This is a genomic window from Moorena sp. SIO4A1 (assembly GCF_010672065.1).
Taxonomy (GTDB): domain Bacteria; phylum Cyanobacteriota; class Cyanobacteriia; order Cyanobacteriales; family Coleofasciculaceae; genus Moorena.
The window spans coordinates 170242-196632 of the sequence record NZ_JAAHHX010000002.1; the positions used below are offsets into that span (position 1 = coordinate 170242).

29 protein-coding genes and 1 pseudogene are annotated in these 26391 nt (G+C 45.2%); 17 read left to right on the forward strand and 13 right to left on the reverse strand.

The genetic code is table 11. The features are described 5' to 3' along the window. Nucleotides 1-167: 167 nt before the first annotated feature. Together F6K53_RS01620 and F6K53_RS01625 are read right to left on the reverse strand one after the other, a co-directional pair. Nucleotides 168-1565, reverse strand: a complete 1398-nt coding sequence (locus F6K53_RS01620) for an AAA-like domain-containing protein (protein ID WP_293018881.1) — start codon at nucleotides 1563-1565, stop codon at nucleotides 168-170. Between the two features lie 873 nt (nucleotides 1566-2438). Continuing rightward, nucleotides 2439-2576 carry a hypothetical protein gene (locus F6K53_RS01625; RefSeq protein ID WP_293018879.1) on the reverse strand — a complete coding sequence of 46 codons (138 nt, stop codon included), beginning with the start codon at nucleotides 2574-2576 and terminating at the stop codon, nucleotides 2439-2441. A gap of 757 nt (nucleotides 2577-3333) precedes the next feature. On the opposite strand from F6K53_RS01625, the gene F6K53_RS01630 reads away from it, so the two are divergent. The 4 genes from F6K53_RS01630 to F6K53_RS01645 all read left to right on the forward strand — a co-directional run bounded on the left by F6K53_RS01630 (nucleotide 3334) and on the right by F6K53_RS01645 (nucleotide 6877). Next, nucleotides 3334-4545, forward strand: coding sequence for a sigma-70 family RNA polymerase sigma factor (locus F6K53_RS01630; protein WP_293065808.1), 1212 nt, complete (start codon nucleotides 3334-3336; stop codon nucleotides 4543-4545). 592 nt (nucleotides 4546-5137) lie between these two features. After that, complete coding sequence (locus tag F6K53_RS01635) at nucleotides 5138-5548, forward strand: hypothetical protein (protein WP_293065813.1); 411 nt, start codon at nucleotides 5138-5140, stop codon at nucleotides 5546-5548. Nucleotides 5549-6215: 667 nt separating this feature from the next. Next, nucleotides 6216-6458 (forward strand): hypothetical protein, encoded by a 243-nt coding sequence (locus F6K53_RS01640; protein ID WP_293018875.1) that lies wholly within the window; start codon nucleotides 6216-6218, stop codon nucleotides 6456-6458. Next, nucleotides 6455-6877, forward strand: a complete 423-nt coding sequence (locus F6K53_RS01645) for a PIN domain-containing protein (protein WP_293018873.1) — start codon at nucleotides 6455-6457, stop codon at nucleotides 6875-6877. Before F6K53_RS01640 ends, F6K53_RS01645 begins: the two co-directional genes overlap by 4 nt. Before the next feature lie 89 nt (nucleotides 6878-6966). Here F6K53_RS01645 and F6K53_RS01650 read toward each other — a convergent pair whose 3' ends face one another. Then, nucleotides 6967-7581: a Uma2 family endonuclease gene (locus tag F6K53_RS01650; RefSeq protein WP_293018871.1), complete on the reverse strand. Its 615-nt coding sequence runs from the start codon at nucleotides 7579-7581 to the stop codon at nucleotides 6967-6969. Nucleotides 7582-7712: 131 nt separating this feature from the next. Between F6K53_RS01650 and F6K53_RS01655 the strand changes: the two genes are divergently transcribed. The 5 genes from F6K53_RS01655 to F6K53_RS01675 all read left to right on the forward strand — a co-directional run bounded on the left by F6K53_RS01655 (nucleotide 7713) and on the right by F6K53_RS01675 (nucleotide 12167). Further along, complete coding sequence (locus F6K53_RS01655; protein WP_293065817.1) at nucleotides 7713-8234, forward strand: hypothetical protein; 522 nt, start codon at nucleotides 7713-7715, stop codon at nucleotides 8232-8234. Next, nucleotides 8221-8352: a hypothetical protein gene (locus tag F6K53_RS01660; protein WP_293065820.1), complete on the forward strand. Its 132-nt coding sequence runs from the start codon at nucleotides 8221-8223 to the stop codon at nucleotides 8350-8352. The genes F6K53_RS01655 and F6K53_RS01660 overlap by 14 nt, the downstream gene beginning before the upstream one ends. Before the next feature lie 189 nt (nucleotides 8353-8541). Continuing rightward, entirely contained in the window at nucleotides 8542-8850 is a 309-nt protein-coding gene (locus tag F6K53_RS01665) for a hypothetical protein (RefSeq protein WP_293018865.1), read from the forward strand. Nucleotides 8851-10367: 1517 nt separating this feature from the next. Further along, entirely contained in the window at nucleotides 10368-11135 is a 768-nt protein-coding gene (locus F6K53_RS01670; RefSeq protein WP_075896843.1) for a BMC domain-containing protein, read from the forward strand. A gap of 126 nt (nucleotides 11136-11261) precedes the next feature. After that, nucleotides 11262-12167: a LysR family transcriptional regulator gene (locus F6K53_RS01675; protein ID WP_293035716.1), complete on the forward strand. Its 906-nt coding sequence runs from the start codon at nucleotides 11262-11264 to the stop codon at nucleotides 12165-12167. A gap of 107 nt (nucleotides 12168-12274) precedes the next feature. Here F6K53_RS01675 and F6K53_RS01680 read toward each other — a convergent pair whose 3' ends face one another. Together F6K53_RS01680 and F6K53_RS01685 are read right to left on the reverse strand one after the other, a co-directional pair. Then, a complete protein-coding gene (locus F6K53_RS01680) occupies nucleotides 12275-12394 on the reverse strand; it encodes a photosystem II protein Y (RefSeq protein WP_293035713.1) in 120 nt (39 codons plus the stop codon). A 435-nt stretch (nucleotides 12395-12829) separates the two neighbouring features. Then, the gene (locus tag F6K53_RS01685) at nucleotides 12830-13381 is read right to left on the reverse strand and encodes a gamma carbonic anhydrase family protein (RefSeq protein ID WP_293035710.1); all 552 of its coding nucleotides are present in this window, start codon (nucleotides 13379-13381) and stop codon (nucleotides 12830-12832) included. A 155-nt stretch (nucleotides 13382-13536) separates the two neighbouring features. Here F6K53_RS01685 and F6K53_RS01690 point away from each other — a divergent pair, with 155 nt between their 5' ends. The 3 genes from F6K53_RS01690 (at nucleotide 13537) to F6K53_RS01700 (ending at nucleotide 15005) form a co-directional block, all read left to right on the forward strand. Next, nucleotides 13537-14043 carry a TIGR02652 family protein gene (locus tag F6K53_RS01690; protein ID WP_293035708.1) on the forward strand — a complete coding sequence of 169 codons (507 nt, stop codon included), beginning with the start codon at nucleotides 13537-13539 and terminating at the stop codon, nucleotides 14041-14043. A 112-nt stretch (nucleotides 14044-14155) separates the two neighbouring features. After that, on the forward strand, nucleotides 14156-14593 hold the full coding sequence (locus tag F6K53_RS01695) for a VOC family protein (protein WP_293035706.1): 438 nt from the start codon (nucleotides 14156-14158) through the stop codon (nucleotides 14591-14593). 208 nt (nucleotides 14594-14801) lie between these two features. After that, nucleotides 14802-15005 carry a hypothetical protein gene (locus F6K53_RS01700; RefSeq protein ID WP_293079763.1) on the forward strand — a complete coding sequence of 68 codons (204 nt, stop codon included), beginning with the start codon at nucleotides 14802-14804 and terminating at the stop codon, nucleotides 15003-15005. On the opposite strand, the gene F6K53_RS01705 is transcribed toward F6K53_RS01700, so the two are convergent. The 7 genes and pseudogenes from F6K53_RS01705 to F6K53_RS01730 form a co-directional block, all read right to left on the reverse strand. Next, a complete protein-coding gene (locus F6K53_RS01705; protein WP_293079766.1) occupies nucleotides 14995-16203 on the reverse strand; it encodes an FtsW/RodA/SpoVE family cell cycle protein in 1209 nt (402 codons plus the stop codon). The genes F6K53_RS01700 and F6K53_RS01705 overlap by 11 nt on opposite strands. Before the next feature lie 22 nt (nucleotides 16204-16225). Next, on the reverse strand, nucleotides 16226-16468 hold the full coding sequence (locus tag F6K53_RS45665) for a pentapeptide repeat-containing protein (RefSeq protein WP_366511312.1): 243 nt from the start codon (nucleotides 16466-16468) through the stop codon (nucleotides 16226-16228). Nucleotides 16469-16623: 155 nt separating this feature from the next. Continuing rightward, nucleotides 16624-16824 carry a phycobilisome linker polypeptide gene (locus tag F6K53_RS01715; protein ID WP_293036843.1) on the reverse strand — a complete coding sequence of 67 codons (201 nt, stop codon included), beginning with the start codon at nucleotides 16822-16824 and terminating at the stop codon, nucleotides 16624-16626. A gap of 288 nt (nucleotides 16825-17112) precedes the next feature. Beyond that, nucleotides 17113-17598, reverse strand: coding sequence for an allophycocyanin subunit beta (apcB, locus tag F6K53_RS01720; protein ID WP_070394727.1), 486 nt, complete (start codon nucleotides 17596-17598; stop codon nucleotides 17113-17115). Nucleotides 17599-17688: 90 nt separating this feature from the next. Further along, nucleotides 17689-18174: an allophycocyanin subunit alpha gene (locus F6K53_RS01725; protein WP_008180111.1), complete on the reverse strand. Its 486-nt coding sequence runs from the start codon at nucleotides 18172-18174 to the stop codon at nucleotides 17689-17691. Between the two features lie 747 nt (nucleotides 18175-18921). Next, nucleotides 18922-19494 (reverse strand): phycobilisome rod-core linker polypeptide, encoded by a 573-nt coding sequence (locus F6K53_RS45670; protein WP_365939928.1) that lies wholly within the window; start codon nucleotides 19492-19494, stop codon nucleotides 18922-18924. A 9-nt stretch (nucleotides 19495-19503) separates the two neighbouring features. Beyond that, nucleotides 19504-22164, reverse strand: a pseudogene (locus F6K53_RS01730) (phycobilisome rod-core linker polypeptide); the annotation flags it as partial. Nucleotides 22165-22855: 691 nt separating this feature from the next. Between F6K53_RS01730 and F6K53_RS01735 the strand changes: the two are divergent. After that, nucleotides 22856-24070: a class I SAM-dependent methyltransferase gene (locus F6K53_RS01735; RefSeq protein WP_293070558.1), complete on the forward strand. Its 1215-nt coding sequence runs from the start codon at nucleotides 22856-22858 to the stop codon at nucleotides 24068-24070. Then, complete coding sequence (locus F6K53_RS01740) at nucleotides 24070-24225, forward strand: hypothetical protein (RefSeq protein WP_293070556.1); 156 nt, start codon at nucleotides 24070-24072, stop codon at nucleotides 24223-24225. Before F6K53_RS01735 ends, F6K53_RS01740 begins: the two co-directional genes overlap by 1 nt. Before the next feature lie 41 nt (nucleotides 24226-24266). Here F6K53_RS01740 and F6K53_RS01745 read toward each other — a convergent pair whose 3' ends face one another. Further along, nucleotides 24267-24392 (reverse strand): hypothetical protein, encoded by a 126-nt coding sequence (locus F6K53_RS01745; protein WP_293070554.1) that lies wholly within the window; start codon nucleotides 24390-24392, stop codon nucleotides 24267-24269. Nucleotides 24393-24405: 13 nt separating this feature from the next. Between F6K53_RS01745 and F6K53_RS01750 the strand changes: the two genes are divergently transcribed. The 3 genes from F6K53_RS01750 (at nucleotide 24406) to F6K53_RS01760 (ending at nucleotide 26368) form a co-directional block, all read left to right on the forward strand. Continuing rightward, on the forward strand, nucleotides 24406-25371 hold the full coding sequence (locus F6K53_RS01750; protein ID WP_293070552.1) for a glycosyltransferase: 966 nt from the start codon (nucleotides 24406-24408) through the stop codon (nucleotides 25369-25371). Nucleotides 25372-25520: 149 nt separating this feature from the next. Then, nucleotides 25521-26207: a response regulator transcription factor gene (locus F6K53_RS01755; protein WP_293070550.1), complete on the forward strand. Its 687-nt coding sequence runs from the start codon at nucleotides 25521-25523 to the stop codon at nucleotides 26205-26207. Between the two features lie 32 nt (nucleotides 26208-26239). Further along, nucleotides 26240-26368, forward strand: coding sequence for a hypothetical protein (locus tag F6K53_RS01760; protein ID WP_293019579.1), 129 nt, complete (start codon nucleotides 26240-26242; stop codon nucleotides 26366-26368). Nucleotides 26369-26391 lie beyond the last annotated feature (23 nt).

Genomic DNA, 26391 nt, shown 5'->3' on the forward strand with positions numbered 1-26391 from the left:
CATTGAATCGTGAACGGAGCATTAAAAACTGATCGTAAGCATTCAGCTATCAGCTAATGCGCTAGATCACAGGCTAGAAGCCTGTGCCACAAAGCACCTCAAGTCGCGAATGGCTGACCGCTGACCGCTGACCGCTGACCGCTGACCGCTGATCAATCATGATTAGGCTACGAGACAGATGCTGTATACATAAACTGTTGCTCTCCCTTGTTCGTAAAAAACTGCCGATACAATTCACAAGCTGCGATCGCTTGAGCACCTGAAAGTTTAATCAACCCCATACTGCTTAACTTGTGAGTTAGGATGGGGTCTAAGGGCACAGGTTCAGTGGCCTTGAGAACCGTATCAAGAGCTTGTGCTAATTCCGGCTGTTTTGCCAATGTTGCCCAATGACGCTGCAAGTGATTAGCATAAATTCCGGTAGCAGTGGGAGCACTTGCTAGCAGTTGGGAAAGAGTTATATCCTTGCGACTAAGATGATAGAGCGTTAAGTTTACCAGTGCCGGATGTCCCCCCAGCATTACCATTAATTGTTTAGCATCTTCGGGACCTATCCAGTCGAGTCCGTAGCGTTGAGCTAACTGCTGCACCTCGTCCTGGCTGAAGTTGTTTAACTGAACCGGCAGCCCCACATTGAAAGGAGACTGGTTAAGCTCGAGGGGAACGTAAATTTCCGTGGAGTGAACCACTACCAGGCGAAGCTTTTGCCAGATGGGCAGTCTTTTCCCTTCTTCGTACCAAGAACGCAACAGAGGTAAAAAATCCTTGGCGACTTGGGGATGCTCGAAAATCTGGCTCACCTCATCCAATGCCAAGATTAGGGGAGTATCAATTAAATCTAGTAGATAGTCTTGGAAGTAGAGGGTGCAGCTAATTTTACTGCCCAGGTCTTCATCCCAATACTCATCTAGCATCGGTTTACGCTGAAGCTGTTGAGCGATGTTGGCACACAGCCAGCGCAAAAATTGATTCAAATTGCTCAAAATTCCCTGCTCGACTTGCTCTAGGTTCAAGCTGACAGTATGGTAGCCCAGGCGGTTGCCATGGTCAAGAATCCTCAGCAGCAGAGAGGTTTTGCCCATTTCTCTGGGAGCTTTAATCCTGATTAACGCTCCCGGTTTCTTGATTTCTTGATAAACTTGCTCCTCAAGGGAAGAGCGTTCTAGGTAAAAGGGAGAGTTGATAGGGATTGAGCCACTGGGATAGCAAGGTAGTATCTCATGGGTTTCATTGGCAGCATTTCCCGTCAGCTCTGGCTTCACCAGATCTGGGTTCAAAGGGTTTGTCTCTGGGGATGCTTGGGTGGTGGCATAAGACTCCAGCAGCACCCGACAGTTTTTCTTGTTTACCCGCTGGCCAATCACCTGGGAGAGTCGCTGATACAAATCTGGAGCAACGACATTAGTAAGGTAGCCTGCACTATAACCTGCTTCGAGGGCAATTTGGTTATAAGTTCTATACTGCCAAATCCCACCCAGCATCATAACTTCTGTGGATGTAAGGGGTCGATGTTGACTCTCTTTTAGTTGACGGTCAACAATTTCCAGAATACAATCAATATTCATCTAAAATGTCACCCCAATTTATAAACAAGCACCTTTTAAGTGCTCGAGCAAACGTGACACACCGAAACGAGCGATCGAAGTTTTGCCCTCCCCTTTTGAGAACTAAAAGCTATAGTGTTTGTTGAATTTAAAAAACACTATTATGTATATAGGAATCAGCAAATTAGATGGGTTTCCCCTGAATGAGCCACCAATTTTAGAGCTGATGACTGGGCAATGGCACCCCAGTTAACCAGCAGTTAACCATAGGAGGTTTAATAACTAGTATTAATAACTAGTTATTACTAGTTATTTCCTATGATACCTAGTCTTGGTGGGGAGTCTTGGTGGGTATCAATCATACCCATAAATCAGAATTTACGAATATACGAATAGATAGCTAGTCTTGATTGACACTCCCCGCCCGCTTATGAGCGGGGATTCTTAGTTCTTCGACATGCCTTAAAGCTAGTTATCCGCCAAAGGCAATACTTAAGCCGAGTATCCGTTTAAAAACAAAATACCTAGCCTAACTTAACTAACCCCAGTGGGCTTATCTCCGTTAGCGTTGAGCTTCCTCAGTTTCCGTGTGCCGGAGACGAAACCTTATCAGAGGGTCGCCTTTATGGTTAGTCGGCTATGGGTAAAAGGGTTAAAACTTTGCCGATTTTGGCTCCACTCTTCTTACGGTAACTTCTAACCCCACGGTACTTTTAGTTTTTAAGGAAAGCTTTACTGGTTTTCGGTATCTGGCACGGATCCATACGTTTTTAATGAGGTTTTTCGCGCCTCACGTGCTAACATCGCAAAACGCTCGTGGGGTTTATGACAGTACCGACGAATCCTGTCTGTGTTAGGCCACTCTTTGATTATAACTAATCAGATAAAAGCCGTCTAACCAAGGACGGGGCTTGAAACCCAATTTTTTTCAGCTACCAGTCGATTAAAGGGATAATAGCACTCCTCTCGGTGGAACGGGCATCTTGCCCGTTTCTTGCGAGTAGGGAGCTTACCGATATGGCAGGCATTCAAGGCTTACTTTCCTCCTTTGATTTATTATCCTGACCTTAAATTATCATACCTTATATAATTTCCAGCTGAATATTAAATATTGTTAACTATTTTTATTGCTGGGACTCCCTGACAGGGGAGTGTAATAATAGCAGATAATAGCAGATAATAGCAGATAATAGGCAATATAGGGGGGTTGCTCCCCTCACAGCCATTGATTTTGTTTGTCTAAACGCGATTTCGTCAGATTTTTATAAGCGGGAAATGGGTATATAGGGATAATTATCCCCATTTCCCGCTTCTGTTGACTCCCCACTTTCGACTGTATATAGGGTTTTTATTTGAGATGTAAACGTGTATGGTCTTTTTTGATTGGACAATAAAACTTTGAATCTCTTTCCCCTCTTGCGTTTTGCATCTTGCCTCTTGCTTTTTTGAGCAATAATTTTGTTTACAACCTATATAAAAACCATATATATGAGTTTTTACATGAGTTTTTACATGAGTTTTTACATGAGTTTTTACATGAGTTTTATGAGATTAACAGACTAAAAACCGCTATACTCTCAAATGGTGATCGGGTATCGAGGTCAAAAATGTGGAGTACAAATCGTAAGCATATGCGCTACTTGAGGTGCTACTTGAGGTGCCGTCAGCCGTCAGCCGTCAGCCTAAGGCTCACGGCTGATAGCTGATAGCTGATAGCTGAATGCTTACTACAACAAATCAGCCCTGGACTCCAGTGGAGACCATACACCATTGTGTTGATCAATCAATTATGATCTCAGATATTCAATTAGAAGCCACTTCTACTGCATTGGGCCAATCTCATCACGTTTCACAGAAAGAGTTTTGGCAGCAATGGCGGCAATATCAAGATTATCTCTATCATCGCTGTCTCAGGTGGATGGGTGGAAACCCTACCGATGCTGAAGATGCCCTGAGTCGAGCGATGCTCAAGGCATGGGAGAAGGTGCAAAAATTTGCCGGGAAAATCGCTAATTTTAAGGCTTGGCTGACAAAGCTGACTCATAACCTCTGCGTGGATATACATCGAGAACATGGTCGCAGCGCGAACCACGTTGAGGATATAGAAGGGATTCGAGAGGAAAAAGGACTGGTTTCCTGTGAGGATACCCCAGAAAGGGCTTTGGAAACAGACGAGAAAAAGATTGCTATCAGCAGTGCCATTGATAACTTACCTGCTCGGCTCCACCACACCTTTATCCTGCATTTTTATCAAGAACTGTCTTATCGAGAGATAGCCCAACAGCAAAATATTTCCTACCAGAATGTCTGCAAGCGCATCTCCCAGGCGCGGGCGATTCTGAGAGAGGAGTTGAGGGGATATTTTATCGGCGAGGATGAGACTGATCAGGATTTATCGGTTACACCAACTAATCAGGCAACTGAGTCAGCAATTGGGGAAATGTCCCAGCCGAATGCGGAAGTTGAACCGATTGTGGGCGAGACGGTGACATCATCTGTTGCGGTGGAAGAACTGGACAGTGGTGTTGGTGAGGAAGTGCAGGAGGTAGTGCGATTGGTGCAGGAGTCTGAGTCGGTTCCTGTTGCAGCTACTTCTGATCAGAAGTTAGAAGTCAACAATGAGGCATTGCTGAGGGGCGGGATAAATATCAGTGGGGTGGGCATCTTGCCTGCCCGGAAATTGAAACAGGCAAGATGCCCGTTCCACCAAGATGGCCATTCCACAGCCAGATGCCTGTTCCAGCAAGATGGCCATTCCACAGCCAGATGCCCACCCCACCAAGATGGCCATTTCACCAAGATGCCTGTTCCACCAAGATGGCCATTCTACAAAACTCTTAAAATCATCCCCCATTTATGCAACCCTAAACATGGTTGTCTGTGTGTTGAAGCAGCGGTGTGTGAAAGGCAGCCTGCACCAATTAATAAAAATCTCCTCCATCTTCCCATTCTTCCCACACTCCCCACCTCCCCATCTCCCCATAGTCCCCAACAGTTATAGATTTACAACAAAAAGATGCACCCATCGTGTAGGTTGGACTCAAGGCAATGAAATCCAACATTATCTCTCCCTTTTGTTACCTTGAGAGAGTTAGATTTCAGAAAGTTCAACCCAACCTACGGCTACTGCTATAAAGTTCGATAAAGTGCCTTCCCGTAGCGGCTTGTACCGATAATCCCGTAGCGGCTCTTTCAGAGAATCGCTTTTTGGACGAGGTACAAATTTCTGGGTTTTAGAGAGCTAAGGCCGTAGCCCACGTTTTGGCCTACGGCCTCCGCTGCGCGTTCGCGTAGCGTGGCCCACGGCCAAACGCGAACAGAGCAGGAAATAGGAAACTTCAAAATTGGGAACAGGGAAGAAATTCTGTGTACCTCGAAAAACCCTGTCTTGAGACTTATTTATAAAAAAAGCCAACTAAAAAAATTCAGAAAAGGCTCTCTGGAATCGTCTTTAAAGTGTAGAGACTGAAGACAAAAAGTAAAATTTGTCCATCGGTTTATCCAAATTTAGAGGTTAAATCTACATGAAACTTAACAAGATTTTGAAGAGCTTCCTCATTGTTTTTGCTGGGTTCCTTATTACACTCAACTTCATGGCTGGTTCTGCGTTGGCGGATGCGCCTATCAAACTCGACCTGGCTGGACAATTTAAGGTGTATGCCAATAACGAACAAGGTGTTAAAGTTTTCTACCCCGCCACTAAATTTTCTGACTATGGAGATTACTTTTTTCACGCAGACGGTATATGGAAAGGAGGACCGGATATAGATAAATGTGGACCTGAAGGGGATCCAGATTACTGGAATCGAGGACAAATGATGGATCCTCAGTATGATCCATTTTCTCTGATTATAAACTGTGACATACCCTTAGAAGAATATCAATATACCAGGAATCCCGAAATACCACTGTATAAAGATCAAACCTGTGCCTTTTTGATGAATGATGCAAACTATCCCGACAACACAGGTTATCTAACTGTTGAGTACGTACGTATGAACTAACAGTTTAGGTGATATATGTATTTGTTGAATGTAGTAGACGTGTCCGAAAATTTGAAAGCAAGTCTAAGACAACCTTTGACTTCTGTTGAATGAGTTTGAATAAAAAACTCATACGCAACGATATTTAGGTACTCAGAAGCTTTTAATTTCAATAAAAGTGCGATCGCGAAGCGTAGCCCTTTGGGCTAATCGCCGATCTTGTCGGGTGCGTTAACAAAGTGTAACGCACCTGTTTAAATTATCAGTAATGGAATGGCTTATCCTAGGATTAATACTCCCATGGTAGAATCTACAACTAGTCGATTTTCATTCCCGGCTACATTTACCCCTGACCAGTCTGATGGCGGGTTTGTGGTAACTTTCAGGATTTGCCAGAAGCTATTACTCAGGGAGATTCCATGGAAGAAGCCTTAGCTGAAGCAGCTGACTGTTTGGAAGAAGCGATGCGCGCGCATTGAGCCGCTACGCGATCGCACTCGAGAATTGATGACCAACTCGACATCCCCAATCCCTCACCCGGTGGCAGGCGGAGACTATTTAGTCCCGGTGCCAATTCAGACTGCCTTAAAAGCTGCCTTTACCTGGGGATAACTGAGGCAGGGATCACATCACTGCTACTGGCCGATACTCTACAATTAGAATAGGAAGTTCTTGAGGAAGAAAGCCAATGACATGGCAAGAATTGCAAAACCAAGCATTGCAATTACCAATAAGCGTACGCTGGCGTTTAGTCCAGTCCCTTTTGGCCTCAATTGAACAAGAAACCCTGTTATCTAGGTCTTATAGCTCAAGTTCAACACCAATGACTGGTCTTGATCCTTGGACTCAAAGCCTACTTGGTGTGGTTGAGCTAAGTCCAGAGGATTCCAAAGAGTCGTACATCGATTATCTTGAGGCAAAATACAAGTGAGACGGGTGTTGTTTGATAGCGACGTATTACTTGATGTTCTAGCTCAACGCCAACCATTTGTGGTTGCTTCGGCACAAGCATTAAATACAGTAACCCAGGAAGACGTTGAAGGATATGTTTCAGGCCATGCCATAACCAATATTTTCTATATTTTGCGTCGTCAGGTGGGCAGTGAGGTTGCACTGAGACTACTATCAACTTTATTAGAACGTATTGAAGTTGCCAGCATAACCGATCAGGTGATTCGAGCTGCTCTGCAAAGCTCCATGACGGATTTTGAGGATGCAGTGAGCAGTGAAGCTGCACTTGCCTTAGGTCTCGACCTGATCGTTACACGCAATATATCTGATTTTGTGTCATCTTCAGTTCCCGTAATGCTACCGGAGGAATTCTTGGCAGCGCGATCAGAATCAACTTAAGTGCAGGGTTTTCGAGCGATGCAGCGCGGTCTTGGGGGTTTCCCCCATGAGCGACTGCATCAAGACAGAGAGCGATCGCATTTCTATTTTCAACCCCACACCCGACCCAAATCCAACACAAAACCCGGTAACACCTCTTCCCCCGACAACTCAGTTGGATTCTGCAACACTTCCACCGCCAAACCCGGTCGATAAATTTCCACCAGTCGCTGCTGTGGATCGATTAACCAGGCCAGTCTCGCGCCATTGTCGATATACTCTGTCATTTTAGCTTCCAGAGACTGAACCCGATCTGAGCTAGACCGTAACTCAAGCACAAAATCCGGGCAGATATTAGCAAACGTGCCTTTTTGTTCTGGAGTAAGTGCCTGCCAACGTTCTCGGCTCACCCAACAGGCATCGGGAGAACAAGTCGCACCATTAGGTAAAATGAAGCCAGTAGAAGAGTCAAAGGCTTTACCTGGTTCCCCTGCATTACGCCACCACAAATACAACTCTCCAGAAATACTCCAATTTAGTTTTCCAGTTTTCCAGCCTGTTGGTGGGTTCACAATTAACTCTCCAAGTGCCGTTCTTTCCAGTCTCAAGTCGCGGTTGGCTGCTGCAAGGGCTGTAAACTGTTCCTGGGTGACGTACAACCCGATTGTCCTAGGCAACTCAATCAATAGGGTTTCAGTTTCTGGACTGGCAGGTGTTTGTATCATCTTGACCTATATTTATAAGACCCGGTGGTAAGGAAATCCTCGTGTCACTATTCAAAAGGGAAAGAGTGGAAAGGCTAAAGTTTATCAAGTTCGTCAAGTCTTAGAGGCTATTGATAAGTTGGAGGACAGTAATGAAAGTTAATCACCAACACTACACTTATAGCATCACATGGTTAAAAGAAGACGAGGAGTTTGTAGGATTATGTGCCGAATTTCCCAGTCTATCTCACCTTGACACATCTCTGGTAGCTGCTTTAGAAGGCATTAGTAATTTAGTCGCAGAAGTTCTCGAAGACATGGAAACCTCTGGAGAACCTATGCCACAACCTCTTGCCGAGAAAAAATATACCGGTCAGTCTTATGAAGATGAAAGGATGATTCAAGCTATCCTTCAAGAGGGAGAAGGTGGAGAGCGTGAGGTGGAGTCACCAGTCGGCTACGTTGATTTGTTAACTGATGAGTATGTAATCGAGGTCAAACACGTTAAAGTCTGGAAGGACGGCACTAAAGTGCTTCTGTATGCTCCCTACTTTCCAGGTCGAAAACCACGAGTTCATCTGTTTGGTGGCTATAGTAAGGATTTCCGAACTCTGCTAGAAAATTCCTTTGAGACGTTGGGTATTACTACAACTTGGGAGCGTGAACCCTTTTAGGGTGTATCCACTGATGAAAAAGCGATCGCAACTCTTTGTGATTGGCCGTAGGCCACGCTACGCGAACGAAAAATTGCGATCGCCCTTGACTTTACCCTTAGAAAAGGAAAGTGCTTGAGGCAGAGAGCCAATGACATGGTAAGAATTGCCAAACCAAGCCTTGCAATTACCTATAGGGTTTATCCTACTTATGAGGTATAATAATACAGAGATTAACTAGTGAGTTATAACAATCTGGGATAAAACCTTACTCAATTGACTTTCGGCCAAAAATTCTAGAAGTCCATAAAAACTAAAATCTATTAATATGAGTAAGAAAAAAAAGAAAAAACATCCTGGGGGACATAAGTTTTATGAACCTAGCGACTATAGGCCGGTAAACTGTAAAAACGTCCCAGGAGAACGAGCTAGGAAAAAGTGTAAAAAATGGAACAAATTTGTTGCAGAAAGAGCTAAGCTGAAGAAACAAGGTCTGTTTGAAGAGATGAAAAAACTAGAGCAAGAGTATCACGGAATAGACTTAACAGAAGAGACGACTGTGGATACTCCAGATTGCCTTGAAGAAGAAGAATTGTACTACGACGGTTATTTAGATGAATACAGAACTTGGTTTTAAGTCACTGGTTTGACCTAGCCTATGAATGCTTCCCATTTAATCAGCTCTCCAAACTTTTCTGATAATCTAAGTTAAGAAATAGAAGTATATTACCAATGGTAATCCCGATGACGATAAATTGAGGGAAAACTACTGAAAGTAAATCACCCCAAATATTTTTCATAAAAGGAAGACTAGTTAAGACACTATTCAAGATAAATTGTAAGCATAAAACACTCAATACACTTAGAAAAATGAAGAAGAATACTTTCCACCAATTCCCTTCAACGATAGAGCGACTGTAATCGAAAGCATCTTTTCCCCTTTGGTCTCGGAGAATAAAAGCCAGCCCATAGTATTGATTATTTACCGCATAAACTATCCCTGGGATTATAAGTAGTATAAATCTGATCAAATAGTTAATACTAAATATCAAAGATAGCCCAACTAGAGGAATGAAACTCGAAACTATTTTTTGGACTATAGTCTGATAAGTGGTATGTCTTCCATGAAGAGAATTTTCTGTAATCAGCGATAGGGCTATGTAATAGTCAAACTTGCTAAACCTATAACAATAGAAACAACTACAAAAAAAGCCAGAAACAATCCTTAAGTCTTATTTGTATTTTCCGGGTTCAAAGCTGACAAAATTATCAGCAAAGGGAAATAGATTGTACAAAACAACAGTAGGATAGGCTTCAAATTTTTCAGATAAACACCAAATCCCATTGAGATTAATTCAATTAATCCAAGTTTTCGGCTTTTAAGTTCAGATAGACTACTCATAGTTACGGCTCCATCAACGGGTATTTATATAGTAGTTATCAACTAGGTAAGGTTGAGGTTACTTTTTGAGTTTAGGTAATAGGTAAAAGGTAACCGAAAAAAAATATGTTTACCTTATTACTAGGATAAGCGCTATCAAATAAACAAGGGTTTAATTCTATGTGATTTAATCTAAATTTCCTACTGGTATAGAAAAAAGGACTCGAAAGGCGATTGTCAGAAGTTTGATCACCAGAAGGAACGCCCTTGGGATAGCTAGAACGACACAAGTTGGGAGTCTCAAGCCAACAGCCACCCCATATGCCTCAATGTGAAGCTCTATAGTTAGTTGTCCTAGCGGTTTCGCCTACAGTTTTATTAGTATAATTAATTGTAATTATAAATTATAGTTATAGCAGTTTTCGTAGTAATGAGGTAAACAGGATTTTTTCCCACTTTCGTTCCCCCCTTATTAAGTTCCCCCCTTATTAAGGGGGGTTAGGAGGGATCCCTTTTCTGACTTCCCGACTCCCGACTCCCGACTCCCGACTCCCATTAACCCTGCAACTGTCTACCTGACCGATTTGAGAAATGCTAGATCATACCGGTGGTCGGCACACTACTCCCAGACAAAACCCATGCCAATCATCTAGTCCAATGGCATGAGCTGCTTCTTGATTGACCTTTGTAGGTTTCTGCTGAACACTTAACTTTCTAAACTTGATATAAGCCAACAATTAACAGCCGACAACCAAAGAGAGGTCTTCTGTCTGATGGAGTTATACAAACCTGGGCTTGTCCCTGACGATCCCTTGACAAAGAGAAAACGGTTTAACCAAGCCTCCCTAGGTTTAGTCTCTACTCTAAGTTTTCCAGTAATTGTTAGTACTGCTGACGCCATGCTCAAGTCAGCAGAAGTTACCCTTGTGGGTTATGAAAAAACTGGTAGTGGTCACTGCACTGCCATTGTGCGGGGAGCGATCGCTGAGGTGCGAATTGCTGTCGAATCGGGTAAGGATTATGCTCAACGAGAGGGTGAGTTGCTCTCCTCGACAATCATTGCGCGACCACTTCCCAACCTGGAAGTGATATTTCCCATCGGTGTTCACCTACTCGATCAAGTTAACCAAAATCATCGTAGCCGGGTCAGTAATCATGCCCTAGGTCTTTTAGAAACCAGGGGATTGCCAGCAATGGTTGGTGCCTCGGATGCCATGCTCAAAGCTGCCAATGTACAGCTTACTGCCTACGAAACCATTGGGGCGGGTTTATGTACTGCCATTATTCGGGGTCGTGTGGCAGATGTAGCAGTTGCTTTACAAGTTGGAATGGCTGAAGCCCAGCGTATTGGTGAACTAACCGCTGTGACAGTGATTCCTAGACCTCTTGAAGATTTAGAGAAAAGCTTGCCAGTAGCGAGTTGCCTGATCGAGGAGCAACCACAACCGTTGAGAATACCAGTTAAGGTAAAGGAAGCAGAAAAAGAGCTTGTAGAACTACCAGATTTAAGAAACTTACCCATACGTACCAAAGATTCATAATAGCTACCATGGAAAAAAGTCCACCATGAACACCATGAAATTCCCTTTTCCCCATTTCCCACTCCCTACTCCTGACTTTCAAGACTGTCAAAGACTAAGATCTATATCCTCATAGGAGTAATATCATTGAAGCAAGCCACATTGCATCAGTTAAGGGTCTTTGAAGCAGTCGCTCGGCACCACAGCTTTACACGAGCTGCAGAAGAACTGTTTCTCACCCAACCCACTGTCTCTATGCAGGTGAAGCAGCTAACCAAAGTTGTTGGTATGCCTCTGTTTGACCAGGTAGGTAAGCGAATCTACCTGACCCAGGTTGGTGAGGCACTAGTTAAAACCTGCCGCGATATCTTTGAGAATTTAGACCAGTTTGAGATGAAAGTGGCAGATCTCAAAGGTTTAAAACAGGGGCGTCTGCGCTTAGCAGTGATTACAACTGCGAAATATTTTATTCCTCGTTTACTAGGTCCGTTTTGCCAGCGTTATCCAGGCATTGATATTTCTCTCCAAGTCACCAACCACGAATACATCCTTGGTCGTCTCAGTGAGAATCTAGATGACTTATACATTATGAGTCAGCTTCCGGAAAACCAGGAGACCTGCTATAAACCAGTGCAAGAAAACCCCCTGGTTGTGATCGCACGGGTCGATCATCCTCTAGCTCAGGAAAAAAATATCCCCCTTAAACGTCTAGCTCAAGAAACCTTTATTATGAGGGAGCCTGGTTCGGGAACACGCAAAGCTGTACAAAAACTATTCGATTACCACCAGATTTCACCAAAGGTGCGGCTGGATTTGGGGAGTAATGAGGCAATTAAGCAAGCGATCGCAGGGGGTTTAGGAATTTCTGTATTATCTCGTCATACCTTAGTTATGGAAGGGGTTAACTCTGAGCTGGTGGTTTTGGATGTAGAACACTTTCCCATCGAGCGTTACTGGTATGCTGTCTATCCGCGTAGCAAACAACTATCGATTGTTGCTGGTACTTTTCTAGATTATCTATTGAGTTCAGAGCCACTGATTTGCCACAAATAAGATTGGTCAATAGCTCAAGCAAACCAGCTGTATCCTCCTTTTGACGGAACAGCTGGCTATTGTGCTTTTGCGCAAAGGTGCTATCGCTTAATTGGTTGACGCGGGATTTATTGAGATTTATTCAAATAATTTTGAGCTTGTTTGAGAGCGATCGCACCAATATTGTAAGCTACCCAGCCTAGTGCTAGGAGTAAAGGCAATAAGACTATTAATAGACGTAAATCCATGGTTCTAGTATCCTCCCTATAATGCTTGAAGTATTTTTACCCTCCCACCCCTAGAAGAAGTGGGGTTATTGGTTGAACAAGTTGCCGTGACTCAGTAATCAAATAACTCTTACCAAGCTAGATGGGTAACCTCCCTCAGCTTGATATGCCTTGTACCGGACGGTACTTAGTTGTTTATATATATAGTCGCACCTAATGGGTCAATTTTTTTTAGTTAATTTTTCAGTAAGCTGATCACCCATTTGTTCAAGACGTTGCACGCTTCTTGGGAAAAACTTAATCAAAGTCAATCAAAGTTACCCACAGTTTACTAATTGGGAAGGAATCGGTAAAACGCGATGCAGCGCTGTTCTGATGGTGTTTTTCTCAATTATTGTCCACTGTTCCGGGATCGGAAGTTCCCTGTTCCGGGTTCCGGGCAACGGCAGCGAAGTATTATGTTAGACTAAACCCTAAATCTGTGCCTTTACCTGCATGAACTAGAGCCAACTTTTCATAGTGCCGTGCATGTTCAATCAGTTCAGCGGCTTGAGCCTCCGAAACATCCCGTAATTTTTTGGCAGGTACACCGACTACCAGGGACAGGGGAGGAACGTCTTTACTAACCACAGCTCCAGCGCCCACGATACTACCATGACCGACACGAACCCCATCGATTACCACTGCTCCAATACCAATCAAGCTACCCTGTTCAATATATGCTGAATGAATGACAGCGCGATGACCAACAGTGACATGGTCTTCTAAAACTGTTGGCTTGCCGGGATCTCCGTGTAAAATTGCGCCATCTTGAATATTAGTGCGATCGCCAATCTCGATGCGCTCCACATCACCTCTGACTACAGCACCATACCAAATGCTAACTCCTGCAGCTACGGACACCTGACCCATAACTACAGCATTAGGGGCGACAAAGGCAGCAAGAGAAAGATCTGGGGGAGGCCAAAAAGATGTCAGTATTGGGGTTTGAGGTAAGGGATAATCCACAATTAATCACAATAGGGAGATAATGGTAATTAATACCTTAGGTTTTACATAGGTTTTACAGTGGGGTCACTGAGACCAACACCACTAAATACCCAGTTATAATGATGGAGCCATTAGGTAATAGCATATACCTCTAAGGCACTCCCTAGCATTTAATGATTGATTCTAGCTTGCAGTACCCGATATTCGGTTCAGAAATTAAATGTCCTCACTGCCGTCAGATAATTCCGGCATTGACGTTGACTGACACTTACTTGTGTCCACGTCATGGTGCGTTTGAAGCCAACCCAAAAACTGGGGAACTGATTCATTTACAATCTGGGCGTCACTGGCGTCTATGGCAAGATAAATGGTACCGACAGCACACTCATCCTGATGGAATTCGCTTTGAGATTCACGAAGCCCTAGACAAGCTATACACTGAAGGATATCGGGCAACACGGGTAATTATTGCCAGTCGTTATCGGGATTTAGTGAGTGCCTACCTAGAGCGCAGTACCCCCTGGCGAGGGAACTCAGAGTCAGGCCAACCCAGGTTGTATGGCTTGCCGGTAGAATTTAGCCCAGAACCTGAGGAAGAACCTTGTTGGGAAGTGATCAATTTTGATTTGGAAAAAGAACCTGGAGTACCTGTGCGCTACCCTTATTTCCGATTGTTTTAGTTATTGGTGATTGGTGATTAGTGATTGGTGATTGGTGATTGGTGATTTCACTACACCTGTTGTTGGTTAGAAAGGAAAAAGGGTAAAGGAAAAAGGCCAAAGGACAAAACCCATGCATCATGCTTCGATTCGCACAGCCAATATTCATCGCGCGATCGCATTTTATGAGAAGTTGGGATTCACGGTATCTGAACGCTTCACTACTGGCATGACTCTAGCGTGTTGGATGAAGGGACTGGGTGGACGCTTGGAACTAATCCAAATTCCTGAACCATTACCAGCACCGGATGCCTTTGGGGATGAGCATTATGTGGGGTATTACCACGTGTCTTTTGACCTAACGGATAGGGCTACTGACTTGCCAAGTTGGTTAGAGTCCTTGAAAGAAAGTTTTAAAGAGGCTTCTGAGCAGAACCCAGAGCAGTTTCAGCCCTTGAAGGTTCTGTTGGAACCTACCCAACAGATGATCGGTAATCATGTTTATGAGGTAGCCTTTATCGCTGATACTGATGGTTTACCGTTGGAGTTTTTGTATCTCATAAAAACCTAGACATAGCTAGACATAGGTGTTAGGAAGTCGGGAGCGGTGCGACCCGAAGGTGCGACCCAAGGGCGCGAGCAATCCCTCGCGCCCTTGGAGGCGCGCACCTTGAGCGAATTTAATTACGGGTCAAGCGCACCGAGGGAGTCGGAATGCCCTGAAAAAAAAATTACTGGTCTGTATAGCGGTTTTTCCCCTAATGAGGTAGACAGAATTTTTGCCCTGTTCTCTGTTCCCTGTTCCCTGTTCCCTGTTCCCTGTTCCCTGTTCCCTGTTCCCTGTTCCCTGTTCCCTGTTCCCTGTTCCCTGTTCCCTGTTCCCTGTTCCCTGTTCCCTGTTCCCTGTTCCCTGTTCCCTAAAACCAGAAACTCTGTATCTCACCAAATTGAAAACCGCTATATTGGTCACTTTTACCTTTTAGCTTTTACCTTGTGCCTTCTTTGCCGTCGTTCTGCTATATACTGGCGGCGACTTTGTATAGACACAACTTTCGCCTCACTACTCTCTCGTGCCACCCGAATCAACAACCCAGCGGAACACAAACTGGAAATCATCGAACTTCCCCCATAACTAAAGAATGGGAAGGGTAAACCAGTAGTGGGAAGAGCCCCAGAAGCAACACCAATATTTAACAGAGACTGTCCGACAATAAACAGCATTGCCCCAATCGCGATTAACTGATAGACTCGGTTTCTGGCCTTAATAGCTACAATCACCGCTAGGGTCATGTATGTCATCAACAATAACATTAGCGCTATACTACCAGCAAAGCCAAATTCCTCAGCAAAGACAGAAAAGATAAAATCAGTGTGTTGAATGGGTAAATAGAATAACTTTTGTTGGGATAACCCAAAGCCAGAGCCCCAAGTCCCACCGGAGCCAATAGCCAGAAGACTTTGAACCAATTGGTATCCATCTCGCATCGGATCAGCCCAAGGATTTAGGAATGACATCACCCGACGCCGTTGGTAATCCTTGATGCTGATACTGAGTACTGCCAGCAGGACACCACCAAATGCTGTACCTCCCAAGTAAGAAAACGGTAACCCTGCTGCTAGAGCAACTAGCCACAAGGTCATCCCACAAAGTGCTGTTGTACTCAGATTAGGCTGTAACAAAATTCCCACCAACACCACCATAAAAATCCCCAGCCACGTGAAACGGGTCCGCCACTGAAGCCGGTCCCACTGCCCAAATACCCGAGCTGCTTGTAACACTAGAAACGGCTTCATTAACTCTGAAGGTTGCAGGGGAACCGAACCGAAAGATAACCAGCGAGTTGCCCCATTAACCGTTGTTCCCACACCAGGAATTAAAGTCAATAACAGCAGCACCAAGAGCACCAAGACCAACCAATGGCTGATTTTTAGCAAATAACGCAACGGTGATCGCACCAATAGGTTAAATCCCACTAAACCCAAGACTACCCACATCAGCTGTCGCTTGACGTAGTATGTTCCATCCCCTAACTCGACATCTGCGATCGCATAAGAAGCTGAGAACAGAATTACTATTCCGATCAACAGCCATAGAAACGTTAACCACTTCAGTAACCGAGCAGTTACTGCCCAGTCTGTAGTGGAGGGATTAAATAATAGAATCAGGTTACGTAGAGCCACGTTTCATCAGGTTGGTTAAAGGTTATGTGGTTGAACGCGATCCCGTGGCCAAACGCGCCCCGCGTGGCCAATAGGCCAAGGCCAAGGTTATGTGGTTGAAGGTTATGTGGTTGAAGGTTATGTGGTTGAAAGTTATGTGGTTGAAGGTTATGTGGTTGAAGGTTATGTGGTTGAAGGTTATGTGGTTGAAGGTTATGTGGTTGAAAGTTATGTGCTTGAAGGTTATGTGGTTGAACGCGATGGACGAAGTCCCGCTTTCAGCGATCGCGTGGCCTTTTGGCCAAGGTTATTTGGTTATGTAGTTGTTGGCCCTCTCTTGCTTCTGTTTCCATCCCCCCATTTTGAACCAAAAATCACAAAGGGGTCCTAGTAGACCCCCTGAAATTTTTTTTTTGATAAACAGCTATTATCGAAAAATCCTTACAAACCGGTGTTTGTACCTTGCTTACCAGTTGCCAGCTTAACTTTAATAATTTTGCCACCCATTTTCTGGATGCGCTGCTGCTCACGGAACCAGTTCTCGTAGGAAACGAGCTTGGTAAAAAAAGTATTCTGTAACTCCCGTTGTGTCCTAATTCTGCTTTGGCTTGGCACACAAGCAGTTATTTCAAACGTCCGCATGAGGTTATTTCTCCTAGTAAAATTCCAGAAAATTTTAATTTTCGTTTGATTCCAAGATGGATAAAAAATCCCTACCGCCTATAGCGAGGGAACAAATTCGTTAATCGAATATCTCAACTATTCCAAAGTCTGGGAGTTAATTGTCAATACTAGACTGTCAAAACTCATCTGCTGCTTAACTAACGTGAGCCAGATTCGCCTTTAACAAGCTAGCACTCACAATCAACTTCCCAGACCTTAATTACACAGACAACTACAGGCTGGCGAATTCCATCAACACTAGCTAACTTAGCTTAAGCCAGAGCAGATGTAGTCAAAGTATACACCCATTTCCTTACCAGCATCAGGACCAACTAAGCTAGCGGTAACTTCCTTCATGCCTTGGATGGAATTGGTGGTATTGCCAATGGGAACACCAAGGGAGTTGTAGGTTTCCTTCAAGCCATTGAGTACGCGCTCATCAAGGATAGATGGGTCACCGGCTAACATGGCATAGGTAGCATAACGCAAGAAGTAATCCATGTCACGGATACAAGCTGCGTAGCGGCGAGTGGTGTACATATTGCCACCAGGACGAGTGCTGTCGGAATACAACAGGGTTTTAGCAACTGCTTCCTTAACGATGGTAGCAGCATTAGCACTAATGGCAGTTGCTGCACGTACCCGCAGCTCACCAGTTTGGAAATAGCCCTTGAGCTTTTCCATAGCGGAGTCGTCTAGATATTTACCTTGGACGTCCGCAGAGTTGATAACAGCAGTAATTGCGTCTTGCATGATTCTATTTCCTTATTTAACTCAAGTTGTGATTATCGGTTCTACAGACAGACTTGCCTCAGAACACTAGGCCAAGGGGTATTTATTGCCCTACAACAATCCACCAATCACATAGTCGAAGTAAGAGCCAGCTTCAGCAGCATCGTCTCCAGACATCATGCCAGTAGCGATACCCTTCATGCAACGGACGCTTTCGGCAACAGCATCAATGGAGGTACCTAAAGACTTGTACATTTCCTTAGCACCTACTAGACCAATTTCTTCAATTGGTGTGGTATCACCAGCCACAATACCGTAGGTAATCAAGCGTAGGTAGTAATCCATGTCCCGCAGGCAAGTAGCGGTCATTTCCGGACCGTAGGCGTTACCACCAGGAGAGACAACATCTGGACGCTTTTGGAATAGTTGGTCTCCAGCTTGCTTAACAATTGTCTCACGGGAGCCTGTTAAGGTTTGAGCGATACGTAAGCGCTGCTCACCAGAAGTAACAAAGCTTTTGATACCGTCTAATTCACTAGGGCTCAGATAGCGAGCCTCAGCATCTGCATTCACGATGGATTTCGTGACAATACTCATAGATGGATTCCTCCAGAAAAAAATATCACCAGGTTTGTGTAAACCGGCATTTCCAAAAATGAACGCTCTCTAACTAACCTTGCGGTGTAATTAGAGCTTCTGTCCCATTGCAGTTACTCGCAATGTGCCGGGTAAATCGCCGTTCTCGATACGCCGTCAGCACAGAGCGCCGACGCACGTCCCAGCAAAACTTGGTTTGGCTAACCCTGCCTAAATTAAAGGCCTAAATCAAAGCCTAAATCAAAGCAGGTTAATCATAAACCTAGCTTCCGGGAATATTTTGCTACAGATTGTTGACATTTTTCCCAGCTTCGCAACACATCGTAACATTTTCCCTAATCAAGTATGAAGTATGAAGTATGAAGTATGAAGGGTGAGTTACAGGTTAGTGGCCTTAGTTAAGGGAGTAGGGAGTAGGGAGTAGGGAGTAGGGAGTAGGGATTGCGAAAATTGACTGTACCTCAGTGATGGCAAAGTAATTTTAGTTTGGGGTTGCTATTCCGGCTTGATCAGGTTTGGGGGTTGAAAGTTGAACCTTTAAGGCTAGTCCAACCTACCGACAGCCTTTAAACCTCCAAACCTCCAAACCTTTAATTTTCAACCTTCAACCTTCAACCTTCAACCTTCAACCTTTAATTTTCAACCTTCAACCTTCAACCTTCAACCTTCAACCTTCAACCTCCCAACCTTGGCCAATAGGCCACGCGATCGCGTTCAACTTCCAACCTTCATAATTCAGACTTTTTGCTAACTAACCCGCTGATAGGGGACTAAGTCTTCACCAAAGAAGCGGGAGTATTCTGAACTATCAACCATAGCGGTTACTGCAGCTTCTAGACCCTGTCCCGCCAACAGCTGCTGGTAGGTTTGAACCTCACCGTGAGTGTTAGGGGTACGTCCGAGTAAGTGCCGGAACAATAACTCAACTACTTTCGCAGGGGGATAAGCCTGGTAAAACCGCTGACTATAGGTGTTACTACTCGCCAAGGCTTTAACAAACTGCCGCACGGAAATTTCCCCATTGCGCAGTTGACTGTCTAGATGCTGTTGCCGGTATTTTGGTGGTACTGGTTCACCGAATAAATCCAGGACCTGGTCATAAATGGAATCAATCACCACTGCGCTTTCGACCTGAGAAATGTTTGGGGTGATGCGGAAAATCCGTGTTGGCTTAGCAGATTTAGGATTCAAGGTTGGTTGGTTCCGATTAGAGGAACGACCTACCTTGGCCAGCTCGGAGGGGTTGGTAGCCATCTCCCACTTTTGGGCAGCCATATCTGCGATCGCTTTTCCGGTCAAAGGTAGCTTAGACGAATCCATGCGAGGCTCGACTGGATCAAAGCTTGGTACCACCACATCACTATTCTGCTTGGTCTGCTGATTATACAGCTTCTCGGTGTTCGGGAAATTAGCAGCTGGTAAGGTGGGGAAGCGGCGGTAAGGGACAGTATCTTCTCCAAATGCCTGAGCATATTCCATGCCATTGACCATTGCGCCAATAAAGCTCCGAATCCCTTCAGAGGCTAGAATTGCGTTGTAGGTCTGGATTTCCTTTTGAGTTAAGGGGGCACGTCCTAGGAAGTGCTTGGTACCCAGCTCAATCACCTTGGTGTTGGGGTAGGGGGTGTAGAACTCTTTGATGTAGAGATCAGAACAACCTAAGGCTTCAATAAACTCCTTGAGATTAATTTCGCCATTACTCAGTCGGCTTTCCAGGGAGGTGAATGCTGCTCTGATCACATAGGGTTCAAGATCCCGCTCAAATATCTGCCGATAAGCTGCTCCAATCAGGACTTTCAAGGCTGGCTTATCATTAAGGTCAATCAGCTTAAAGATCTTGGTTTGTTCACGCTGTACACTGACCCCCTGATTAATCCGGAATTCAACTTCCGGTTCGGTGAGCATGTCTTTGCCCATACCCAGCTCAACAAAGCGAGGTACTTTCTCCTCACCCATGATTGCCATTGCTGATGTCACGCTACCAGACACTCCGGTGCGCATTTTTAAACCAGCTGCCGTCACATAGCGCTCATAGGGAACCGTATCTTCCCCAAATGCCTCAGAGTACTCTTTTGTGTTGACAATTGCCTCTACTACACCGTAGAAACCTTTTTTATAGGCAACATCATAGTAACTGTTCATCTCGGAGCGCCCATAGCTAGGACGACCGAGCAAACGTCGGTGGATATATTCTATTGCCTTGACCACATACAATGGTGTCCAGTAACGTTTGCGGAAACCATCAGACTTCGCCAGCATTAGGATAAACTCGCGGACGGTAATTTCACCGTTTTCCAGCCGAGCTTCTGCTGAAGTCAGCCGTTCACCTTCATAGGGCATAAAGCCAAACACTTGAAGGTAACAGGCACGAATTACCCTTTGAGTAGAGCTTTCGGCAAATTTGATACTCTTGTCTTGTGTACTAGGGATCTGGTCAAGGCGGATCACCTTAGAGCCAAGGGAACCGGGGGACATACCCCTTGCCCCTGGATTACTATTTTGGTTATTGATCCCTGGGCCTTGGTGGATCAGCAGGCGTTTAGTATCTTTGCCAAAGAGAGCGGGGGTGGTAGTAGGATTCCGGGTTTCTTTCGGGAAAATTGCCCCAAACTGAATTTCCAAGGAGTCATTACCAGAACCATAGACATGTTGGTCAGGTAGGGGTTGCTCGTATTTGGCAAAGGTATTGAGAAACTGGGCATCCTTACGGAAGGGAGCACTATAGCGCAATAAATCTTGCTGCATCCCCCAGTTGCGGCATTCTTGAGCCTCTTGACCATAACCCCTCAGATAGGGAACCGTTTCTTCGGCAAAGTAATCCGAGTATTCCTCAGAATCCACCAGGGCATCTACTAGAGCGGGTAGACCACCATCGGAAACAATGGAGAAGTAGCTTTGCACTTCTTCCCTTGAAGATGGACCCCTACCTAGGAAATGGCGGAAAGCCAGTTCTAAGGCCCGACTATTGATAAAAGGTTCAAAGAATTGCTTCCGGTATAGTTCAGATTTGCCCAAACGGCGAACAAACTCCTTCATGGAAATGTTCCCGTTTTTCACTAGAGATTCTAGATAAGAAATCGACAAACCGTAGGCGCGGGTAATGTCACGCTCAAATATTTGCCGGTAGGCAGCTTTAACTACCTCAGTTTTTTCTGAGGATGACAGACCGGGCTTCATCACAAACTTAGGACGCCGCTCGGCTGCATTAAAGTAACTTTGGGGCAATTGCAGCCCTTGTTGGTCTATCGAAGGGCGTTGCCGCAGTTTATCGGAGGGTGTAGCAGCTTTAAATTCGTTCAGGGTAATGTCAAAGTACTGGGCAACAATCTCCTGTGCCGACTGATCACCTTTGAAATAATCTAGTGAAGCCGCCCGCATTCCCTGGATTGCCACGATTGTGGCATCAGCTGAACAAGCATTTTCAATGACTTCCCGCAAACCTCGAACATTAACCACTAGGATGTTGGGATCACCAGCAACAATGGCGTAAGTGATATAGCGCAACGTCCAAGATAGGTCCCGCAAGGACTTTTGCATATTCCTCGGGCCATAGCGGTTGATGTCGATGGGACGGAAACTCGCTGGGGTTGGTCCAGTCGGAGAACTAAACAGAGCGCGGAAGCCCGAAAATAATCCACCTCCACTCTCGACAAAGGTACTAGTTCCCAAGGTTTTGGTGTCGGGAACCCCTGCAGCCCCAGCCCCTACTAGGGCAGGTTCTTCCTTAGGCTTTTCCAGGAAAGCCATTGGGGAACCACCCACAAAAATCCGGTTAGCCGCCTTGGATACGATTAGGTCTGAGTTTTTGGTGATCAGATCAGCAATTGCTAAACGCTTTTCTCCAGAACGGAAGTAATCCAGTAGCTCGTTGATCTCTCCATTTCCTAAGAAGCGGTCTTGCTGTTCTGCTTGGATAATGGTTGCAGATGGGACAGTTTGATAGAGTTGCACAGGGGCAACTGAGCTTCCACCACTTGCCTTGACACTCATTGGTTTGTTAAAGCTCCTAAATTTTTATGCTGTCATTGCGGACTTATGCCGCAGTTAATAAACACGTTTTAGACACCCATTTGGTGGGTAGGCATTTGATGTTAGTCCTATCCAATCTCACGAAGAAAGACGGGAGTAGAACAAGCCCCACGTCTAATGACCGGGGAGGAAAAACGACACGAGCGGTTTTAACCGTCGTCAAACCACCCTTTTCAGGGTGAGGGATTAAAAAATCCCTCAAAACTCCCATTTCTGGGGTTAAGTTTGCCTCGCCAATGTTATCGATCGGTACTCTCCAGATGGCACTGTCTTACCCCTCGTACAACTGTTTAACCATCCGGTTCTAGAGCTTGAGACTGGCACGCATCCCAAGGTAGGAACTTTAACTCTTATCGATAACGTAGTCCTCGTAAGACTTAGGCTGGTCAGCTATCTAAATAAAGAGGCTCGTTCGTGTAAGCGTGTGCTTCGCACAAAGCCCCGTCTTTTCAGAGCGGGGTGCTGACTGCTAAACTCGACTAGCTTTTAGATTAAAACTTTTCTGATCTCTACGGTTTATTTATTAAGAATTGTATAGAATTTAGGGGATCCAGTTCAGGATTGATGGCCATTGATCCCAGTAAACCCTCGAAATTATACTTTATTTTCGTAAAAAATTTCTCCGAATAATTAACTTTTGTAAAGTTTTGTGATGAAAACCTCTCAAGAAACCGCTGCTGCCGTTGAGCGCCTCTACGATACCTACCCTTTTCCCCCAGAACCCTTACTCGATGAGCCACCTCCTGGATACAACTGGCGCTGGAATTGGCGAGCTGCTTATAGTTTTTGTACTGGGCAAACACCCCAAAGAGAGGAGATTCGGATTCTAGATGCTGGTTGTGGAACAGGGGTAGGCACAGAGTATCTGGTTCACCTCAATCCCCAAGCCTCAGTAGTGGGGATTGATATTAGTGCTGGGGCCTTGAAGGTAGCCCAGGAACGCTGTCGCCGCTCAGGTGCTGATCGGGTCGAGTTTCATCACTTGAGCTTGTATGATGTTGACCAAATCGAGGGTCAGTTCGATCTAATTAACTGTGTAGGAGTGTTACATCACTTGCCAGACCCGATCCGTGGGATTCAATCGATAGCTAAGAAACTAGCACCGGGAGGCTTATTTCATATCTTTGTCTATGCTGAATTAGGACGCTGGGAAATCCAGTTGATGCAGCAAGCGATCGCACTTTTGCAGGGTCAAAACCAGGGAGACTACCAGGATGGGGTGAAAGTAGGTCGTCAATTATTTGAAGCATTACCAGAAAACAACCGAATTGTCAAGCGAGACCGGGAACGCTGGGCTTTGGAAAACCATCAGGATGAATGCTTCGCGGATATGTACGTTCATCCCCAAGAGATTGACTATAACATTGAAACCCTATTTGAACTAATCGATGCCGCTGGCTTAGAGTTTCTTGGGTTTTCCAATCCCCGCTACTGGCAGAAAGAGCGCTTATTTGGCAAAAATCCAGAGTTAATGGCACGCTCAGAAGGTCTCAGTGAACGGGAGCTATATCGGTTAATTGAATTATTAGATCCCGAACTGACTCATTATGAGTTTTTCCTGACCCGTCCTCCCTTAGAGCGGGTAGATTGGTCAGAAGATAACGACATGTTAGCAGCAATTCCAGAACGGCACCCTTGTATGACTGGTTGGCCAAGTAAGTCCCTATTTGACTATGATTACCAGCTGGTTAAGCTATCAGACGAAGAATTTAAGTTTCTCGAAGCCTGTGACCAGAATGGTAACTCAGCCGACAACTCATCCCAATCCCAAACTGTAGCAGAAATTATCAAGCATGTTAACTTCGATTTAGATGGAGTGCGATCGCTACTCCAACGCCAGTTGATTATGCTCAACATTGATAGATAATGCAAGCGGTCAGCGGTCAGCGGTCAGCGGTCAGCGGTCAGCGGTCAGCGGTCAGCGGTCAGCGGTCAGCGGTCAGCGGTCAGCGGTCAGCGGTCAGCCTTGGCCAAAGGCCACGCTACGCGAACAGCTTTGTGGAACAGGCTTCTAGCCTGTGAGGTGACTTCACTCAGATTAAACCAATGCTTACCTGTTTTATTCAAAAGCTGATAGCTGATAACTGATAGCTGATAGCTCTATCCCGATTCCCGATTCCCGATTCCCGATTCCCAATTCCCGATTCCCGATTCCCGATTCCCGATTCCCTGTTCAACACTTCTGCCATTAGCCATTACCCGATGACAAATGACAAATGTTTGCCCAAGGTTTCAGTAGTTGTACCAATCTACAACGGTGAAGCAGATTTACCAGACTTAGTCCGTTGTTTACAGGCACAGACCTATCCCACTGACCAAGTAGAGTATCTGTTAGTGGATAATAATAGCCGCGATCGCACAGCCTCACTCATCGAAACTGCTGTTACTGAGGGAGCATCTGAGGGCATAACCTTCCACTACATCCTAGAAGACCAGATTCAAAGCTCCTATGCCGCGCGTAACAAAGGAATTCGAGCGGCTTCGGGGGAAATAATTGCCTTTACTGATGCAGACTGTCGTCCCAAACCCCATTGGTTAGCAGACCTGGTCTCACCCTTTGCTAAGGTTAGTATTGGTATTGTTGCTGGTCAAATCATCGGCTTGCCCGGTAAAACCTGGCTAGAAAAACACGCTGAGTACCATAATGTTCTATCTCAGGAACATACCTTAAACCATTCCTATTGTCCCTACGGTCAAACCGCTAACCTAGCAATCCGACGGCAAGCATTAGAGGAAGTGGGATTGTTCCGTCCTTACCTGACCACTGGTGGTGATGCTGATATCTGCTGGCGTATTCAAAAGCAAAGCAAGTGGCAATTACACCTTGCCCCAACCGCCATAGTAGAGCACCGACACCGTTCCACCTTTCGGGAGTATCACAGTCAATGGCATCGCTATGGTCGCTCTAACCGTTACTTACATCAGCTCCATGGTGTGCCCTTGATGCGGGATATTCCACCAAGGGAATATCTGTATCGGATCAGTCGTTGGTTGCTGAAAGAACTACCGCGCAATAGTATTAAGGCGATCGCAGGCAAAACCGATCCGATTGAGTTAATCAGCACACCGATTGGTCTATTTGGAACTTGGGCAAGGGCAAAGGGACAACAGGAAGCCCGGCTGCCAGACAAAGCCGATCAGATAGAGTGGTTTTCCCATGGAAGCTGATAGCTGCATCCCGATTCTCGATTCCCGATTCCCGATTCCCGATTCCCGATTCCCGATTCCCGATTCTCGATTAATCACAAATCACTAATAACCAGTAAATTGCACTACATTGCGCTACACTAAGGCTAGTAGGGGTTAAGGAATTAGCGATGTCAGCAAAACTCTTATTGGTAGACGACGAACCAGGAGTAAGGGAAGCAGTGAAAGAGTATTTGGCAGAATTTGGTTTTACCGTACAGGTTGCCAGCAATGCTAATGATGCTTGGCAGATGTTACAGCAGAGCACACCCGAACTAGTAATTTCTGACATCATGATGCCTAAAGTGGATGGGTATCAATTCCTACAGCAGCTTCGAGATGACCCCCGTTTTAAAGCACTGCCAGTGGTGTTTCTGACCGCCCGTGGCATGACCTCAGATCGAATTCAGGGTTATCAGGCCGGTTGTGATGCGTACCTACCGAAGCCCTTTGATCCAGATGAATTAGTCGCTATTGTTCAAAACCTCTTGGAGCGTCGCGCTGCTAACTCGGAAGATAGTGTAGGGAGTACAGAGCTTGAAAAGATAGCCAAGCAAGTGGCTGAAATTCGCGCAATGTTAGACCAGAAGCATGGGATTGTCCAAACTCCTCCACCCTTGCGCATTGATTTTACCGCTAGAGAGCAGAGTGTCTTAGATTTGGTTGCCCAAGGGCTAATGAATAAAGAAATTGCCCGACGTTTAGAGACTAGTGTTCGTAATGTTGAGAAATACGTTAGTCGTTTGTTTAGCAAAACGGGAACCAATAGTCGTACCGAGTTAGTTCGCTATGCTTTGGAACATGGTTTAACGAAATAGAGGATAAAGCATTTATAGCAATTCTCATAATCATGAGGTACAAAGTTCTGGCTTTTAGGGAGCAGGGAGCAGGGAGCAGGGAAGAGGGAAGTCGGAAGTCGGAAGTGGAGAAACAATGTGTACCTAACAGTTATGCAAACCGCCGTAAGCAACGCCATTAGCAATGCCGAAAATTTAGATGTAC